A 17,446-nucleotide genomic window follows, 5' to 3' on the forward strand; every position below is an offset into this window, starting at 1 on the left:
ATCAGAGGCTGTCGACCATCACCAGTTCGGCGTCCGCCTTCGCCGTGATCGTGATCTCCGCCTCGTCCTTGATCGCCGCGCCGTCGCGGGCGTTCAGGGCCACGCCATTGACCTCGACCGCCCCCACGGCCGGGACCAGATAGGCGCGGCGGCCCTCGCCCAGCGAATAACTCAGGCTCTCGCCGGCCTTCAGCGTGGCGCCCAGCACCCGGGCGTCGGCGTTGATGGTCAGGGCGTCATCGGTCGAATCGCCGGAAGCCAGCACCTGGAATTTCCCGGTCCGGTCCGATTTCGGGAAGGGCTTCATGCCCCAGCCGGGCTGGGCGCCGGGCTTGTCGGTCTCGATCCAGATCTGGAACAGGGTGGTGGTCTCGTCCTCGAGGTTGAACTCGGCGTGGCGCACACCGGTGCCGGCGCTCATCACCTGGACGTCGCCGGCGCCGGTGCGGCCGCGGTTGCCCATGGAATCCTCGTGGGTGATGGCCCCGGTGCGGACGTAGGTGATGATCTCCATGTCGGCGTGGGGGTGGGGCGGAAAGCCCGACTGGGCGGCGATCTCGTCGTCGTTCCAGACGCGCAGCCGGCCCCAGCTCATCCGGTTGGGGTCATAGTAGTTGGCGAAGGAGAAATGGTGTTTGGCGTTCAGCCAGCCGTGGTTGGCGCCGCCGAGGGTGTTGAAGGGTCGAATGTCGATCATGGGGATGCTCCCGGGACTCCGAGGGTTATGAACCTCGCTGGCGCGTATATAGTAACAGTTCCGGTGGCTGAAAAGGGGTCATTGTGGATGGCAGGGCCAGCGGGTGTTGGCCACGCGATACATGTAGCCCCAACGAACACCCAGCTGCCGCAACTGCACCTGATCCCCAACCCGACATCCGTGACGTGATGGGAGCTCTACCCGCACCGGATCGCCCTCGACCGCCACGCTTGCCGTACTGACCGACCCTCGGCCTTCAACCTCCAGAAAGCCCATCCCCGTGATCCGTCCTGTGACGTTTCGTGCCGGGAATCGAGGGTCGAGGACGAACCACATCAAGGCCAGAAGTGCAGCGACAGCCAAGGCCCCCAAGGGGATGCCGAGGGAGGAGCCGTGCTCATCAAACCAGAGTGGAACGAGCCTCCAGCCCAAGCGGCGGCGTGGCAGCTTCGACGTCACCCGACCTGCGCCCGGTGCCTCAGCATCGCATCGGCCAGGACGCAGGCCGCCATGGCCTCGACCACCGGCACGCCGCGCAGGGCGACGCAGGGGTCGTGGCGGCCCTTGGTGCGCAAATCCGTCTCCGCACCGTCGCGGGTGACGGTCTGGCGCGGGGTCAGGATGGAGGAGGTGGGCTTGAAGGCCACCCGCGCCGTCACCGGCTGGCCGGTCGAGATGCCGCCCAGCACGCCCCCGGCCTGATTGGACAGAAAGACCGGCCGCCCGTCGTCGCCCATGCGCATCTGGTCGGCGTTCTCCTCGCCCGACAGTTCGGCGGCGCCGAAGCCGGCGCCGATCTCGACGCCCTTGACCGCGTTGATCGACATCATCGCCGCGGCCAGTTCGGCGTCCAGCTTGCCGTAGATGGGCGCGCCCCAGCCGGCGGGGACGCCGGTGACCTCCAGCGCCACGACCGCGCCGATCGACGAGCCGGCCTTGCGGACGCCGTCCAGATAGTCCTCCCACGCCGGCACGACCCCGGCCGAAGCCGCGAACAGGGCGTTGTCGTACACCGCGTCGAAATCCACCGCCTCCGGGGCGATCCGGTGCGGGCCCAGCTGGACCACCCCGGCGCGGATGCGCACGTTCTCGCCCAGCACCTTGCGCGCCACCGCCCCGGCCGCCACGCGCATCGCCGTCTCGCGCGCCGAGGAACGGCCGCCGCCGCGGTGATCGCGCACGCCGTATTTGGCCTGGTAGGTGAAGTCCGCGTGGCCGGGCCGGAAGGCGCGGGCGATCTCGCCATAGTCCCTGGACCGGGCGTCCTCGTTGTCGATCTGGATGGCGATGGGCGCGCCGGTGGTCACCGGTCCGTCCCCGTCGTCGAACACGCCGGACAGGATGCGGGCCGTGTCGCTCTCCTGCCGCTGGGTGACGAAGCGGCTGCCGCCGGGCTTGCGGCGGTCCAGCCACGGCTGCAGGTCGGCCTCGGTCAGCGGGATCAACGGCGGACAGCCGTCGATGACGCAGCCGATCGCCGGCCCGTGGCTCTCGCCCCAGGTGGTCACGCGAAACAGATGGCCGAAGGTGTTGTGGGACATGACCCGTCAGGCTTAGGCCGCCAGCCGGTCCGGCGTCCAGACGCGGGTGAAGCGGACCAGCAGATCCTCAGCCGCCGAGGGGGCGTCCTCCGAAGGCTGCAGCGTCACGAACAGATGGCCCTGCGGCCGCGCGCCGCGCGCGGGAAGGCCCAGTCCCTTGAGCCTGAGCCGCAACGGCTGGTGCCCGGCGACCAGCCAGGCCGAGCGGAGGCCGGCGTGGGTGTCGATCTCCAGCCGTCCGCCGTCCTCGAGCAGGCGAGGGGGGACGGGGCAGGTCATGTAGAGGTCGTCGCCGACCGCGCTCAGCCCGTCCGCGCCGCGAACCAGCACCGGCAGATAGACGTCGCCGCCGCCGCCGCCCGCGTCGCGGAGCCTCAGGTGTTCGCCGCTGCGCAGGCCCCTGGGCAGGCGGATGTTGATGGTGCGGCCGGCCAGTCGAATCGCGACGTGGCCGCCGTTCAGGGCCTCCATCGGCCCGATCGCCACCACCGGCGGGGCGGGCGGAGGCGCCGTCGGCGCGGCGAGCGCCAGCGGGGCGGCCTGCCGCTGGATCAATCGCCAGGCCGCGATCGTCTTGCGGAATCGCGCCTCGCTGCCGCCCGGCGCTTCGGGCCGCGCGGCCTTGATGGCGATGCGGAACGCGGCGGTCAGCGCCTCGCCCTCCGCCGGGCCGGTCAGGCCGAGCAGGGCCCAGGCCTCGCGGGTCGAGACGACTTCGGCGTGCGATCGGGCGTGCATCCTCGCACTAAGGCGCGACATACGGTCAATGCCGGGTTAACCGTGACGCTCTCCCCATCGGCTTCGCCAAGGCCTATCTCAACGCCATGACCACCCCCGTGATTCCGCCCAGCCCCACCCGCGAGGAATATGCGGAGCAGTACGCCGCCGCCCTGGCCGCCAATGGCGACGAGACCATTTTCGACCGCGCCGAGCCGGTCGCCCTGTTCGTGGAATGGCTCGGCGACGCCAGGGCGACGGAACCGAACGACGCCAACGCCATGACCCTGGCCACGGTGGACGCCGAGGGCCTGCCCGACGCGCGGGTGGTCCTGCTCAAGGACGTCGATGCGGGGGGATTCACCTTCTATTCCAACCGCGAGAGCGCCAAGGGTGGCGACCTGGCGGCCCAGCCCCGGGCCGCCCTGCTGTTCCACTGGAAATCCCTGCGGCGCCAGGTGCGGGTGCGCGGGGCGGTCCAGCCAGTGACCCGGGCCGAGGCCGACGCCTATTTCGCCAGCCGGGCGCGCGAGAGCCGCATCGGGGCCTGGGCCTCGGAGCAGTCGCGGCCGCTGGAAAGCCGCGAGGCGCTGGAGGCGGCCGTGATGCGCGAGACGACGCGGTTCGAGGGCGAGGAGGTGCCGCGGCCCGAGCGCTGGACCGGCTGGCGGGTGGTTCCGGACAGCGTCGAATTCTGGCGCGACCGGCCGTTCCGCCTGCACGACCGGCTGCGCTTCGACCGGACAGGCGAGGGCTGGGCGAAGACGCGCCTCTGGCCCTGACCGGTCAGGCCCCGTAGCGGGCCAGGAAGGTTTCGACCGCGTCTTCCACCACCACGGCGAGCGGCCGGCGGACCCGGATTTCGTCCCCCGTGACCAGGGGGACCAGGAAGACGGGGTGTTCCAGCATCCCCATCAGATTCCCCGCCGCCCAGGACGGCCTGGCGATCGGCTTCAGGCCGCCGGACTCCGACTGGGCGACCAGAATGCCGATCAGGGTGGCGCCGAACTCCGCCCGGCCCTTCTCGAAGAAGCGCAGGGCCACGGCCTCGAACCGCGGCCGCTCGGCCATCACCAGACGGAACACCGAGCGGATGAACGGATCGCCCATGAAGCCGGCGTAGGCCTCGGCGAAGCTGGTCAGCTGCTGGCGCGCGTCGCCTTCGATGGTCCGGACGCCGGCCATCTGGTGTGAAAAATCCTCGGCGGCGTCGTCGATGACCGCCGAGAACAGCCCGGCCTTGCCGTCGAACAGGGCGTAGAGGGTGGCGGTCGAGACTCCGGCCTCGCGGGCGATCGGTTCGATCCGGGTCGCGGCGTAGCCCTCGCTGACGAAGGACTTTCGCGCGGCCCGCACGATGGCCTGACGTTTGGGATCGGCGGATCGGGGGCGGACGGCGGTGCCGTGCATGGAATTCCTGGCTCGCGGAGGCCCGCAGGGTGGGGCTTGGATATGGGGAGGGTCAAGAGGCCGTCGAACGCTGTTCGGCGGTCATGTCGCGACCAGCGGCGCCAGCAGCGGATGGGCCAGCACGGGGGCGACCAGCCGGACGACGGCCTGGCGATCCTCGAGCCGCACGGCCGCGGTGGCGTCGGCGACGATGAAGTCGGCGTTCACCCGCGATGGCTCGGTCAGCCGTTCGTGCCCCGGACGCACCGTGGCCAGGTATTGGGCGATCACCGAATCCGCGGTCCTCCCCCGCTCGATCTGATCGCGCAGCAGGCGGCGGATGAAGCGGATGTCGGCGGGCGTGTCGACGAAGACCCGGATGTCGAACAGGTCGACCAGGCCCGGCGTGCAGAGGACATGCGTACCCTCGACCACGACGACGGCGGCGGCCCGGACCGGCTCTCCGCCCCGTTCGCGGCCGTGATGTATGAAGGAATAGATCGGCGCCATGATGTCCCGGCCGGCCTTGAGCTCGGCCAGATCCCGGATCATCAAGACATGGTCCCGCGCCGCCACATCGTCGAAGTCGAAGGTCGCCGGATCGAAATCGGGCAGGCTGGCGGCGTCGCGATAATAGGCGTCCTCGCGCAGCAGCACCGCCGCGCCGTCGGGCAGGGCGGCGACCAGGGCTTCCGCGAGGGTGCTTTTCCCGGACCCGGAGCCCCCGGTGATGGCGATGAGAATTGGCATGGCCCCGCTTCTAGGGCCCCGGGGCCGCCTTCGCCAAGCCGGGCGCCGACTTCGGTTGACCCGGCGTCACGTTGCTTATCGCCGGTCGCGCCGATAGCGTGGCCGTCAAGCGCCCCGATAAAGCAGGCGCAAGTTGAGGGATTGCGATGCTGGGTTTGATGCAGGACTGGCCGCTGACGGTCGACAAGATCCTGGACCATGCGAAGAACTGGCATGGCCACCGCGAGGTGGTCACCCGCTCGGTCGAGGGGCCGATCGTCCGCGCCACCTATGCCGAGATCCACGCCCGGGCCAAACGCGTCTCCAGCGTGCTGAAGGACTGGGACGTCAAGGTCGGCGACCGTATCGCCACCCTGGCCTGGAACAGCGGCCGCCACATGGAGGTCTGGTACGGCATCATGGGGATGGGCGCCGTCTGTCACACCCTGAACCCGCGGCTGTTCCCGGAGCAGCTGGCCTACATCATCAACCACGCCGAGGATAAGATCATCTTCGTCGACCTGACCTTCATTCCCCTGCTGGAGGCCGTGCTGCCGCACTGCCCCTCGGTCGAGCGGGTGGTGGTCCTGACCGACGAACTGACCATGCCGGCGACCGGTCTGCCCGGCGCCGAATGCTACGAGGCGCTGTTGGGTTCGGCCTCGGAAGACGTGGCCTGGGGCGGGTTCGACGAACAGACCGCCTGCGGCCTCTGCTACACCTCGGGCACGACCGGCAATCCCAAGGGGGTGCTGTATTCGCACCGCTCGAACTTCATCCACACCCTGCTGGGCATGCAGTCCACGGTGCTGGGTCCGTCGCCGAAAGAGGTGATCCTGCCGGTGGTGCCGATGTTCCACGCCAACGCCTGGGGCATCGCCTTCGCCGGCCCGGCCTCGGGCGCCAAGCTGGTCATGCCCGGCGCGCGGATGGACGGCGCAGCGATCTACGAGCTGATCGAGAGCGAGGGGGTGACCTTCTCGGCCGCCGTGCCGACCGTCTGGCAGGGCCTGCTGACCCACCTGCGCGAGAACAATCTGCGCATCCCGACGGTGAAGAAGGTGCTGATCGGCGGCTCGGCCGTGCCGGAAAGCCTGATCCGCGCCTTCCAGGAGGAGTTCGGCATCGAGGTGCTGCAGGGCTGGGGCATGACCGAGACCTCGCCAATCGGCACCCTGTCCAACCTGCCGCCCGAGCTGCTGGCCCTGCCGTACGACGAGCAGATGAAGTGGCGGATCAAACAGGGCGTGCCGCCGCTGGGCGTGGAGCTCAAGCTCAAGAACTACGCCGGCCAGGAGATGCCGCACGACGGGCAGACCTACGGCCGGCTGATGATCAAGGGGCCGACCATCGCCGGGGCCTATTTCAAGGGCGAGGGCGGCGACATCCTCGACCACGAGGGCTTCTTCGACACCGGCGACGTCTCGACCATCGACGAACACGGCTTCATGCAGATCACCGACCGCGCCAAGGACGTGATCAAGTCCGGCGGCGAGTGGATCAGCTCGATCGAGATCGAGAACATCGCCGTCGGCCATCCGAAGGTCGAACTGGCGGCCGTCATCGGCGCGGCCCACCCCAAATGGGACGAGCGGCCGGTGCTGATCGTCAAGCTGAAGCCCGGCGAGACCCAGAACAAGCAGGAGCATCTCGACTTCCTGCAGGGCAAGATCGCCAAATGGTGGATGCCCGACGACGTGGTCTTCGTCGACGACATCCCGCTGGGCGCCACCGGCAAGATCGACAAGAAGCTGGTTCGCGAGCGGCTGAAGGACTACCGCCTGCCGACGGCGGGGGGCTGAGGCCGTGGCGCGCCGCACGCCCGGGGCCGGACGGGTCCAGGCGCTGGCGGCCCTGGCGGTCGCCGCGCCGGTGCTGGTGCTGGTCGCGGCCCTGGGGACGCGGGTCGGGGCCTGGCCGGTCGAGATCGGCTACGACCTGCTGACCTTGCGGGCGGGCTGGTATCTGTCCTTCCTCGGCGTGGCGGCGGCCCTGGGCGCGCTGGCCCTGTCCTTCGGCAATTTCCGCAAGCTGGGAGCCCTGGCCGTCCTGGCCGCGCTCGTGGCGGGAGGAACCCTGGGCGGCTTCCTCTGGCAGAAGGCCCGCATCGCCGCCGGCCCGGTGGAGAACGTCAGCACCGATCTCGCCGAGGTGCCCGGCTTCGGCGATCTCGGCGACGAGCGGAGCGGGCGGGGCCCCGGTCCGGCGGTCGGGGCCGAAGCCTGCCCCGGCGCCTTGCCGGTGATGCGGCAGGTCGCGCCGACGGCCGCCATCTACGCCCTGGAACAGGCCGGTTTCACCCTGCGCGGCGCCGGCGTGGCGCGGGCTGACGGCAGCCGCGAGGGCTTCTGGTTCGGCGTCGACCACGACGCCGTCATCCGCATCCGGCCGGGCCGCACCGACATCCGCGTCGCGGCCCGCGATCATCGGCCCCATGGCGGAGAGGCGTGCCGCATGGCGACCGCCATCAGCGAAACCCTGCGCGCCGCCGGCTGACCGTCAGGCCGGGGTCCAGTCGGCGTCGATCGCCGGACCCGGCGTCGCACGCACCCGTCCGGCCCGCTCCAGCGCGATCAGATGGGCCCAGACCGACAGGCTGGCCGCGGGCCAAAGCCGGGAGTCCACCGCGGCGTAGAGTGTCGGGATCATGTCGGCGATGCGGCGGTCGCCCGCCGCCACCCGCGCCAGAACCTGCGCCTCCCGCATCAGCCGGTGGGCGCGGTAGGCCTCGAGGAACGGGCCCGGCTCCAGGATCGGCGCGCCGTGGGTCGGCCAGATCGTGGTGAAGCGCCGCGCGATCACCGCGTCCAGACTGGCCATATAGGCGGCCATGTCGCCGTCGGGCGGGGCCACCACGGTCGTCGACCAGCCCATGACGTGGTCCCCGCTGAACAGGGCGTTCTCCTGTTCCAGCACATAGGCCAGGTGGTTGGAGGCGTGCCCGGGCGTGGCCATGGCCCCGATCGTCCAGCCGTCGCCCCGCAGCCGTTCGCCGCCGGTCAACACGATATCGGGCCGGAAGTCCTCGTCCTCCTCCTCGTCGGGCGTCGCGGAGGCGTGGACCGTTCGCGCCGGGGGCGCCGCCGCCAGCACGGGCGCGCCAACCGCCTCCGCGAACGGACGGGCGAGGGGAGCGTGGTCGCGGTGGGTGTGGGTCACCAGCACATGGCTGACCGTCTGGCCCGCGACCGCCGCCAGCAAGGCCGCCAGATGGGCCTCGTCCAGCGGGCCCGGATCGATCACCGCGACGCCCGCCCCGGCATGGCCGCGTCCGACGACATAGGTCCCGGTGCCGGTGAAGGTGAACGGCCCGGGATTGCGGGCGATCACGCGCCGGATCAGGGGCGAGACCGTATCGGTCCGCCCGTATTCGAACGCCGGCGCGGGGACGAACGGGATCATCGGGCGCGGCCCGGCCCTTGCGTCAACACTTCGTAAACCTTCTGCGGAGTCCCCGAAGTGGCTGTTTCCATCGCCCTGGCTGTCTCAAATCGGCTCCAGCCCATCGCCGCGGCCTTCCTGTGTCTCATGGCGATGCAACTCGCCGTGGCGTCCTGCACGCCGGAACCGGCGCCCTACGCCACGCGCGTCGCCATCCTCCGCTGACCGGTCACAGCGGCAGACCGCCCAGGTCGTAGCCGGCCGCGCCGGCGGCGGCCCGCAGGTCGGCGGCGTCCGCGCCCCTCAGCCGCTCGGCCATGGCCCAGACCGCGGCCGACCGCATTCCGGATCGACAGAACATCACGGTCGGCGCGCCGTCGGCCAGCAGCTCGGCGACGGCGAGAGCCTGCGTCCCGTCCGGCCGGCCGGACACGGGAATCCAGGCGAAGGCCAGGCCGGCCTCCCGGGCGGCCGCCTCCATTTCCGCGGCCGAGGGCTGGCCGGGCTCCTCGGCGTCGGGCCGGTTGCTGATCAGGCGCCGCACCCCCGCCGCCGCCAGGGCCGGCAGGGCGGCGGGTGAAAGCTGGGGCGAGGTCCAGACCGTCGGCGACAGGGACCGCGGAGCCATCCCTACTGTCGCCTTACCCGCACCGCCCGGCTGTCGCCGACGGTCAGCAGGAAGCTGCCCAGCGTGGCCTTGCGCACGCGCACGGGCTGGCCGGCGCGGTTCTCGAACCGGACGCGTTCGGAATCGACCTGGCGCCAGACCCCGCCGTCGGCCAGGCGGAAGATCCAGTGGTTCTCGTTGTTGCGCGAGGCGCTCTGCAGGGTCGTATCGATCGAGTCGATCTCGGTTCCCCCGTCGGGCCCGAACAGGCGCGGCAGGGAGGGCATTTCGAAGCCGAACAGCTGGCGCCGGGTTTCGGCGACCTGGGCCCGGTCGACGACGACGACCTCGCCTCCGCGCTGGGCCGCGTCGAGCGCGCCCGCGGCGGCGTCGTAGCAGGCCAGGCGGGCGGCGCCGTCGGCCACGCCGCGGCAGGCCATCAGCCGCTCCAGGGTCTCGGGGCGCTCCTGGGCGGGCAGGGATTGACCCGACAGGGTCGCCGCCGCGGCCGCCGCCGCCAGTCCGGAAATCAAAGACATGGGTTTCCTCGCAATTCCCGCCGTCGCCCGGCCCGACTTCACTCGGACAAGACGGTCGCGGGGTCAACCAGCCCCTGCAACCGGAGAGGTGACCGTATCGTGGCCTAAATACGACAGTCCTGCTTCGACAGGGTTACTTTCGTGTAATTTGGCTGGCGAACGGTACGCCGGGGCGCATAACGTCGGGCAACTGCGGTCGGGGATTCTGTCCGCGGGGGACGGGAATATTCCATTTAAGGCCGCGGCGGCCCGGTTTCCGGGCTTGCTGAACATCAGGAGACGACCTTTGAGAACCCAGAAAATCCGCAGCCGGCTGCTGACGACGACGATGATCGGCGGTTTCGCCGCCCTCGCGTTCGCCGCGCCCGCCATGGCGCAAGAGACGCCGCAGGAGACCGAACTCGACGAAGTCGTCGTCACCGGCTCGCGCATTCCGCAGTCCAACCTCGTCACCACCAGCCCGGTGACCCAGGTGACCGGTGAGGACATCGACGTCGCGGGCGTGACCCGGGTCGAGGACCTGATCTCGCAACTGCCGCAGGCCTTCGCCGCCCAGAACTCGACCGTCTCGAACGGCGCGTCGGGCACGGCCACGGTGTCGCTGCGCAACCTCGGCTCGTCGCGCACCCTGGTGCTGATCGACGGTCGCCGGATGGGCTACGGTTCGCCGAACGACGACGCGGCCGACCTGAACCAGATTCCGGAACAGCTGGTCGAGCGCGTTGAAGTCCTGACCGGCGGGGCTTCCGCCGTTTACGGTTCGGACGCCATCGCCGGCGTTGTCAACTTCATCATGAAGAAGGACTTCGAAGGCCTGCAGATCGACGCCCAGTACGGCCTCTATCAGCACAACAACGACTATGACGGCGTCGGCAACCTGCGGGCTGAAATCGCTCGCCGCGCCCTGACCAACGCGGCCCAGTTCCAACTGCCCGATGACAACGTCTCTGACGGCGAAAGCCGCTCGGTGAACGTGACCCTGGGCGTGTCCTCGCCCGATGGCCGCGGCAATTTGATGGCCTACGTCGGCTACCGCAACAACAACCCGGTCCTGCAGGCCCACCGCGACTATTCGGCCTGCGCCATCGGCGCGCCGAATGCCGGCTCGGGCCCGACCACCTTCTCGTGCGGCGGATCGGGCACCTCCTTCCCGGGTCGTTTCACCGACTTCGGCGCCAACGGCAGCAGCCTTCCGGGTCCGGATGGAATCACCGGCACGGCGGATGACATCGCCAATCCGCTGCCGTCTTTCAACTACACCATCAACGCAGCGGGTTTCACGCCCTACAACGGCGCGATCAACGACTATAACTATGGCCCGGTGAACTACTATCAGCGTCCTGACGAACGCTACACCATGGGCGCATTCGGTCGCTACGAGCTGAACGACAAGGCTGAAGTCTTCGCCCAACTGATGTTCTCGGACTACAGCTCGGTAGCCCAGATCGCCCCGTCGGGTAACTTCTTCGCAACCGGCACCATCAACTGCGACAACCCCTTGTTGTCGGCCGCCCAGCGCACGGACATCGGCTGCGGCGCGCCCGCCGCCGCCGCGTTCGCGCTTGGCTTTATCAATGATCCGAACCGGGTTCCGCTCTACATCGGCCGCCGGAACGTCGAGGGCGGCGGACGTCAGGACAGCCTGAACTATCAGTCCTATCGCGGCGTCGTCGGTATCCGCGGCGAAATGGCTCCGGGCTGGAACTACGATCTGGCCGCCCAGTTCTCGCGGGTTCGCCTGGCGCGGACCTACCTGAACGACTTCTCGGTCACCCGGCTCGGCCGCGCTCTTGACGTCGTCGACGTCGGCGGCGTCCCGACCTGCCGTTCGGTGGTTGACGGCACTGACACCACCTGCGTCCCCTACGACATCTTCTCGCCGGGCGGCGTCACCCAGGAAGCGATCGACTATCTGCAGATCCCGCTGATGCAGACCGGCCAGACGACCCAACAGGTCATCACCGGCGCCGTCACGGGCGACACGGGCTGGTCCTTCCCGACCGCCGCCCGCACCGTCCAGGTCGCGTTCGGCGTCGAGTATCGCCGCGACGCCCTGTCCTCCACGACCGACAACGCCTTCGCCACCGGCGACGGCGCCGGTCAGGGCGGCCCGACGATCGGCATCACGGGCGACGCGGACGTCTACGAGGCCTTCGGAGAAATCCAGATCCCCCTCGCCGACGATCAGCCGTGGGCCTATTCGGCCTCGGTCGACGCCGCCTACCGTCGTTCGGAGTACGCGAACGTCGGAACCGACACCTACAAGTTCGGCGCCGACTACGCCCCGGTCGAGGACATCCGCTTCCGCGCCAGCTACTCGCGCGCGGTTCGTGCGGCGAACGTGATCGAAATGTTCGCGGCCCAGGGCTTCAACCTGTTTGACGCTGACAACGACCCCTGCGACGACCTGAACGACGACGGCGTGCTGAACAACAGCGTCCCGGCGGCGTGCATCGGCACCGGTTCGCACCAGGTCACCCTGGCGCAGTCCGACAGCGGCGCCCTGAACAGCCCGGCCGGCCAGTACAACTTCCTGGGCGGCGGCAACCCGAACCTGAACCCGGAAGAGTCGGACACCTACACCTACGGCGTGGTGTGGACGCCCGGCTTCCTGCCCGGCTTCAACATCTCGGTCGACTATTTCGACATCAAGGTCGACGGCCTGATCTCGACGATCGGGGCGCTGAACACCTTCGACCTCTGCTACAGCCAGGGTGACGCCGCCGCCTGCGGCCGCATCAACCGTAACCCCGGTGGCCAGCTGTGGGTCGGTTCGGGCTTCGTCGAGGACCTGAACAACAACATCGGCGGCCTGGCCACTTCGGGCTTCGACGTGAACTCCAACTATGCCTTCGACCTCGAAGACATGGGCATGTCGAACATGGGCTCGATGCAGCTGTCCTTCGTGGGCACCTATCTGAGCGAGCTCCTCACGGACACCGGTCTGGGCGGACCCGCCTCGGTCTATGACTGCACGGGCTTCTACGCCAACCAGTGCGGCGTTCCGAACCCGGAATGGCGTCACCGCGCCCGCGCGACCTGGCTCACCCCGTGGGACCTGGACCTGTCGGCCACGTGGCGTCACTACGGCGAATCTGAAATCGCCGTTCTGGCCGCTGACGGCTCGCTCAACAACGGTGGCGCTCGCATCGATCGCTACTTCGACGCCGAGAACTACCTCGACCTGGCGGCCGTGTGGCAGGCGACGGACACCGTCACCCTCCGCGCCGGCGTCAACAACGTTCTGGATAACGATCCGCCGCTGTCCTACAGCGTCGGCACCACCGGCAACGGCAACACCTACCCGCAGCTGTATGATGCGCTGGGCCGTTACTTCTTCTTCGGTGTCACGGCCAACTTCTAGGGCCTGACGTCAAGACCATCTGGGGCGGCGGATCTTCGGGTCCGCCGCCCTTTTCTTTGCAAATTCCGCCGCCTCGGAAAAACCATCTCCGCGTTCGAGCGTTGCGGTTCATCCCCTGAACGTCTCAAGGCGCCTTCATGCTGCTCAGCCTCGTCACCGCCCTCGTCCTCGCCGGCCAGACTCCGCCGCCCCGGGACGTCGGCGCCATGTCCACCGCTCCCGGCGTCGAGACCGGGGAGACCGAGCGCTTCCGCGAGGCGGTGGCCTACGCCAATCCGATGCCGAGGGGCGCGCCCGAGGCCGACTATCCGCTGGTGGCCTGGTGCGAGGCGCTGGTGAACGGCCACGTCGCCCTGGGCGAGACCCTGACCAACCGCGACCCGCTGGATCTGGACATCATCCGTCTGGGCAAGCTCGAGGCCGCCGACTTCCGCGCCGCCCTGAACGCCGCCGAGCCGCGCCAGACCGCCGCCAGCCGCGCCGCGGCCCGCGCCGCCGCCGCCGAGGCCGCCGCCAAATGGACGCCGCTGATCGGACAGGACGAGACGGTGCGCAGCCAGGCCTTCGGCCTGTTCTTCGGCCTGCCCGGCCGCTGCGAACACGCCGCCCGCCGCATTCGCGAGAACATCACCTCGGCTCCGGCCACGCCCGCGGATGTCGGACTGGAATAGGCGCCGGACTACGGCTTCCGGAAGCTCGTCCGCCAGCCGATCAAGGCTCCCTGGCCGTCATTCAGCTCGGCCCGCTCCTCCAGCGTCAACCCGGCCCGCGCCGCCCGCTGGACGAAGACATCCAGGCCCGGGCCGTCCAGCGCGGCCAGGTTCTGACTTTGCTGGCGGTGCCGCCACGCCGCATTGCCGGCCTCGAACACCTCAAGCCGGGCGAGGGCGCTGTTCGGCTCATACGAGGCGATCCGGCGCGACAGGTCATCGAGATAGCCCACCATATAGCGCACCGGCTCGAACGCCGCCGTTGGTTCAAGCCGGGCCGCGGCCTGCCGAACCGCCTCGCGCAGCGCGTCTTCCGGCCCCGAAGCCGTCAAACCCTTGAGATGGGCGGCGAAGGCGCGTCGGGCGTGGCGGATCGCGCCGGACTTTCCCAACACCGCGTCATAGGCCGCGATCTGGCCCGCCGTCTGTCGGGTGATGACGCTGTCGGCATGGTGGATCAGCATCAGCGCCCGTCCGCCCGGCCTCAGCACCCGTCCCAGCTCCAGCAGCGCCGCCCGGGTGTCCGCGTACTCGATCCCGAACTGCGACGAGGCCCCGTCGAACGTTGCCGCCGGAAACGGCAGCTGTTCCAGCGCCACGCCGCCCATAAGCCGGCAATCGGCGGGCAGGCGCGCGGATGCGGCCTCAACCTCGGCATAGTCGACACCAGTGATCGTGAAGGCCTTGCCGCTGGCCGCGGCCACGCCGCTGGCATGGACCGCGACCTGGCCGTTGCCCGTCGCCAGATCCAGCAGAGCGGAGTCGGTCTCGAAGGCGCCGAACCATTCAGTCCAGATCGGCCGGGTGTCAAAGGCGACCGGCCCGGCGGGGGTCTGGACCGTCATGACGTCCGTGCGGCCGCTCCGCCAGTAGTCGCTCCAATGCCACCCACGCCGCTTTTCGGAAGGCGAAGGGCTCATCCCGGCTCCAGTCAGACCACAATCGGAGTTCGCCGATCAATGATCGGCGTTCGCTCCGTTGTTAGATCAACCGGCCCGTCCGGCCAAGCGCCCCTCCAGGAGTCAGGCCGCGTCGCTTCGCGGCGCCGCCGGATCGTAGTTGAGGATCGGCGACAGCCAGCGTTCGGCCGTCGCCACGTCCCAGCCCTTGCGCCGCGCATAGTCGGCGACCTGGTCCGGATCGATCTTGCCGACGCCGAAATAGTGGCTTTCGGCGTGGCCGAAATACAGCCCTGACACGGACGCCGGCGGGGTCATGGCGAAGCTCTCGGTCAGGGCCATGCCGGCGTTGTCCTCGGCCTGAAGCAGCCGGAACAGCGTCGCCTTCTCCGTGTGATCGGGCTGGGCGGGATAGCCGGGCGCCGGGCGAATGCCTTGATATCGCTCGGCGATCAGGTCATCGACCGTCGTTTCCTCGTCCGGCGCATGACCCCAGAGCTCGGTGCGAACCTTCTTGTGCAAGGCCTCGGCGAAGGCCTCGGCCAGGCGGTCGGCCAGGGTCGTGGCCATGATGGCGGAATAGTCGTCGCCCGCTTCCTTGAATCGCCTTGCGATCTCGAGCTCGCCATGACCGGCGGTCACGGCGAAGGCCCCGATATAGTCCCGGCCCCCTTCGGCGACGAAGTCCGACAGAGCCAGATTGGGCTTGCCGTTCGACTTCCTGATCTGCTGCCGCAGGGTGTGAAAGCGGGCGATCTCGTCGGTGCGGCTTTCGTCGGCATAGACGGCGATGTCGTCGCCGACGGCGTTGGCGGGCCAGAAGCCGACCACGCCGCGCGCGGTGAACCATTTCTCGTCGACGATCCGCTTCAGCATCGCCCGGGCGTCCTCGAACAGGTCGCGCGCGGCCTGGCCGACGATCTCGTCCTCGAGGATCAGCGGATAGCGGCCGATCAGCTCCCAGCTGGCGAAGAAGGGCGTCCAGTCGATGTGGTCGGCGAGGTCCTGCAGGTCCCAGGAGTCGAAGGCGCGCACGCCAAGGAACGACGGAGCGCAGGGCAGGGGCGTGGCCGGATCTGGCTTGAAGCGGTTCTCGCGCGCGGCGGGCAGGGACGCCCGCGCCTTGACCTCCTGGCCGCGCGCATACTGCTCGCGGATGCGGACGTATTCGTCGCGGGTCAGGGCCTCGTTCTTCGCCCGCTCGGTCTTCGACAGCAGGCCCGAAACCACGCCGACGGCGCGGCTGGCGTCGATGACATAGGTGGTCGAGCCGGCGCGATAGCCGGGCTCGATCTTGACCGCCGTATGCGTCCGGCTGGTCGTCGCCCCGCCGATGAGCAGGGGAATGTCGAAGCCCCGCCGCTCCATCTCGCGCGCCACGAAAACCATCTCGTCGAGCGACGGCGTGATCAGGCCCGACAGGCCGACGATGTCGACCTTGTGCTCGATGGCGGCGTCGAGAATCCGGTCGGCCGGGACCATGACGCCCAGGTCGATGACCTCGTAGTTATTACACTGCAGGACCACGCCGACGATGTTTTTGCCGATGTCGTGGACGTCGCCCTTGACCGTGGCCATCAGGATGCGGCCCGCCTGCTCGCGCGGCTTGCCGGCCTTCTCGGCCTCCATATAGGGCTCCAGCCAGGCCACGGCCTGTTTCATCACCCGGGCCGACTTGACCACCTGCGGCAGGAACATCTTGCCCGAGCCGAACAGGTCGCCGACCACGTTCATCCCGTCCATCAACGGACCCTCGATGACGTGCAGCGGGCGGTCGAACGACAGCCGCGCCTCCTCGGTGTCGGCGTCGATGTAGTCGGTGATGCCGTTGACCAAGGCGTGTTCGATCCGCTTGCCGACGGGGGCGTCGCGCCATTTCAGATCGACGACCCGGGCCACGCCCTTGTCACCCTTGTAGTTGGGGGCGATGTCGACCAGCCGCTCGGTGTTGGAGACATTGGTCCGCTGCGGCCGGTTCAGGATCACGTCCTCGACCGCCTCGCGCAGGACCGGGTCGAGCGTGTCATAGACCGGCAGGTCGCCGGCGTTGACGATGCCCATGTCCATGCCCGCCTGGATGGCGTGGTACAGGAAGACGCTGTGGATCGCCCGGCGCACCGGCTCATTGCCGCGGAAGCTGAAGCTGACGTTCGACACCCCGCCCGAGACGCGGGCGTAGGGCAGCGCAGCCTTGATCGCCCGCGTCGCCTCGATGAAGTCGACGGCGTAGTTGTCGTGCTCCTCGATCCCCGTCGCCACCGCGAAGATGTTGGGGTCGAAGATGATGTCCTCGGGCGGGAAGCCGACCTCGTCCACCAAGATGCGATAGGCGCGGGTGCAGATCTCGATCTTGCGCGCGGCGGTGTCGGCCTGGCCGACCTCGTCGAAGGCCATGACCACCACGGCGGCCCCGTAACGCAGGCATTTGACCGCCTGCTCGCGGAACTCGGCCTCGCCCGCCTTCATCGAGATCGAATTGACGATCGGCTTGCCCTGGACGCATTTCAGCCCGGCCTCGATCACCTCCCATTTGGAACTGTCGATCATCACCGGCACGCGGGCGATGTCGGGCTCGGCCGCGATCAGATTGAGGAAGGTGACCATGGCCTGCTTCGAATCCAGCAGGCCCTCATCCATGTTGATGTCGATCACCGAGGCCCCGGCCTCGACCTGCTGCCGCGCCACCGACAGGGCGGCGGAATAGTCGCCGTCGATGATCAGCTTCTTGAATTTGGCCGATCCGGTGACGTTGGTCCGCTCGCCGACGTTGATGAAGGTGGGTCTCACTCGAAAACTCCGCTCATCCCCGCGAAAGCGGGGACCCAGTGCTTTCGTGAGGCACGGTGCATGGGATTGATGTCAGGGCGCGCTCG

At 69.1% G+C, this 17,446-nt stretch carries 16 protein-coding genes; 6 read left to right on the plus strand and 10 right to left on the minus strand.

Annotated features, from left to right (window positions below):
- Position 1: 1 nt before the first annotated feature.
- From Q8Q71_RS09870 to Q8Q71_RS09880, 3 genes are all read right to left on the minus strand, one after another.
- Positions 2-697 carry a pirin family protein gene (locus tag Q8Q71_RS09870; RefSeq protein ID WP_305759413.1) on the minus strand — a complete coding sequence of 232 codons (696 nt, stop codon included), beginning with the start codon at positions 695-697 and terminating at the stop codon, positions 2-4.
- 455 nt (positions 698-1,152) lie between these two features.
- Positions 1,153-2,238 carry a chorismate synthase gene (aroC, locus tag Q8Q71_RS09875; RefSeq protein WP_305759414.1) on the minus strand — a complete coding sequence of 362 codons (1,086 nt, stop codon included), beginning with the start codon at positions 2,236-2,238 and terminating at the stop codon, positions 1,153-1,155.
- Between the two features lie 12 nt (positions 2,239-2,250).
- Positions 2,251-2,976: a DnaJ C-terminal domain-containing protein gene (locus tag Q8Q71_RS09880; protein WP_305759415.1), complete on the minus strand. Its 726-nt coding sequence runs from the start codon at positions 2,974-2,976 to the stop codon at positions 2,251-2,253.
- Between the two features lie 86 nt (positions 2,977-3,062).
- Here Q8Q71_RS09880 and pdxH point away from each other — a divergent pair, with 86 nt between their 5' ends.
- A complete protein-coding gene (gene pdxH, locus Q8Q71_RS09885) occupies positions 3,063-3,737 on the plus strand; it encodes a pyridoxamine 5'-phosphate oxidase (RefSeq protein ID WP_305759416.1) in 675 nt (224 codons plus the stop codon).
- A gap of 4 nt (positions 3,738-3,741) precedes the next feature.
- Here pdxH and Q8Q71_RS09890 read toward each other — a convergent pair whose 3' ends face one another.
- Positions 3,742-4,365, minus strand: coding sequence for a TetR/AcrR family transcriptional regulator (locus Q8Q71_RS09890; RefSeq protein ID WP_305759417.1), 624 nt, complete (start codon positions 4,363-4,365; stop codon positions 3,742-3,744).
- 81 nt (positions 4,366-4,446) lie between these two features.
- Entirely contained in the window at positions 4,447-5,094 is a 648-nt protein-coding gene (gene udk / locus Q8Q71_RS09895; protein WP_305759418.1) for a uridine kinase, read from the minus strand.
- A gap of 146 nt (positions 5,095-5,240) precedes the next feature.
- Here udk and Q8Q71_RS09900 point away from each other — a divergent pair, with 146 nt between their 5' ends.
- Positions 5,241-6,875, plus strand: coding sequence for a long-chain-fatty-acid--CoA ligase (locus Q8Q71_RS09900; RefSeq protein WP_305759419.1), 1,635 nt, complete (start codon positions 5,241-5,243; stop codon positions 6,873-6,875).
- A 4-nt stretch (positions 6,876-6,879) separates the two neighbouring features.
- Positions 6,880-7,569: a DUF1499 domain-containing protein gene (locus Q8Q71_RS09905; RefSeq protein ID WP_305759420.1), complete on the plus strand. Its 690-nt coding sequence runs from the start codon at positions 6,880-6,882 to the stop codon at positions 7,567-7,569.
- A gap of 3 nt (positions 7,570-7,572) precedes the next feature.
- On the opposite strand, the gene Q8Q71_RS09910 is transcribed toward Q8Q71_RS09905, so the two are convergent.
- Positions 7,573-8,475: an MBL fold metallo-hydrolase gene (locus Q8Q71_RS09910; RefSeq protein ID WP_305759421.1), complete on the minus strand. Its 903-nt coding sequence runs from the start codon at positions 8,473-8,475 to the stop codon at positions 7,573-7,575.
- A gap of 57 nt (positions 8,476-8,532) precedes the next feature.
- Between Q8Q71_RS09910 and Q8Q71_RS09915 the strand changes: the two genes are divergently transcribed.
- Positions 8,533-8,679 (plus strand): hypothetical protein, encoded by a 147-nt coding sequence (locus Q8Q71_RS09915; protein WP_284221743.1) that lies wholly within the window; start codon positions 8,533-8,535, stop codon positions 8,677-8,679.
- Between the two features lie 4 nt (positions 8,680-8,683).
- Here the strand turns inward: Q8Q71_RS09915 and Q8Q71_RS09920 are convergent, their stop codons facing one another.
- Both Q8Q71_RS09920 and Q8Q71_RS09925 read right to left on the minus strand, forming a co-directional pair.
- Positions 8,684-9,082: a TIGR01244 family sulfur transferase gene (locus Q8Q71_RS09920; RefSeq protein ID WP_305759422.1), complete on the minus strand. Its 399-nt coding sequence runs from the start codon at positions 9,080-9,082 to the stop codon at positions 8,684-8,686.
- Positions 9,083-9,084: 2 nt separating this feature from the next.
- The gene (locus Q8Q71_RS09925; protein WP_305759423.1) at positions 9,085-9,600 is read right to left on the minus strand and encodes a hypothetical protein; all 516 of its coding nucleotides are present in this window, start codon (positions 9,598-9,600) and stop codon (positions 9,085-9,087) included.
- Between the two features lie 286 nt (positions 9,601-9,886).
- On the opposite strand from Q8Q71_RS09925, the gene Q8Q71_RS09930 reads away from it, so the two are divergent.
- Together Q8Q71_RS09930 and Q8Q71_RS09935 are read left to right on the plus strand one after the other, a co-directional pair.
- Positions 9,887-12,964: a TonB-dependent siderophore receptor gene (locus Q8Q71_RS09930; RefSeq protein WP_305759424.1), complete on the plus strand. Its 3,078-nt coding sequence runs from the start codon at positions 9,887-9,889 to the stop codon at positions 12,962-12,964.
- Positions 12,965-13,101: 137 nt separating this feature from the next.
- A complete protein-coding gene (locus Q8Q71_RS09935; protein WP_305759425.1) occupies positions 13,102-13,635 on the plus strand; it encodes a hypothetical protein in 534 nt (177 codons plus the stop codon).
- 8 nt (positions 13,636-13,643) lie between these two features.
- On the opposite strand, the gene Q8Q71_RS09940 is transcribed toward Q8Q71_RS09935, so the two are convergent.
- Together Q8Q71_RS09940 and metH are read right to left on the minus strand one after the other, a co-directional pair.
- Entirely contained in the window at positions 13,644-14,594 is a 951-nt protein-coding gene (locus tag Q8Q71_RS09940) for a class I SAM-dependent methyltransferase (RefSeq protein ID WP_305759426.1), read from the minus strand.
- A 102-nt stretch (positions 14,595-14,696) separates the two neighbouring features.
- Positions 14,697-17,360 (minus strand): methionine synthase, encoded by a 2,664-nt coding sequence (gene metH, locus Q8Q71_RS09945; protein WP_305759427.1) that lies wholly within the window; start codon positions 17,358-17,360, stop codon positions 14,697-14,699.
- Between the last annotated feature and the right edge of the window lie 86 nt (positions 17,361-17,446).

The sequence above is a fragment of the Brevundimonas sp. genome (assembly GCF_030704825.1).
In the GTDB taxonomy this organism is placed as follows: domain Bacteria; phylum Pseudomonadota; class Alphaproteobacteria; order Caulobacterales; family Caulobacteraceae; genus Brevundimonas.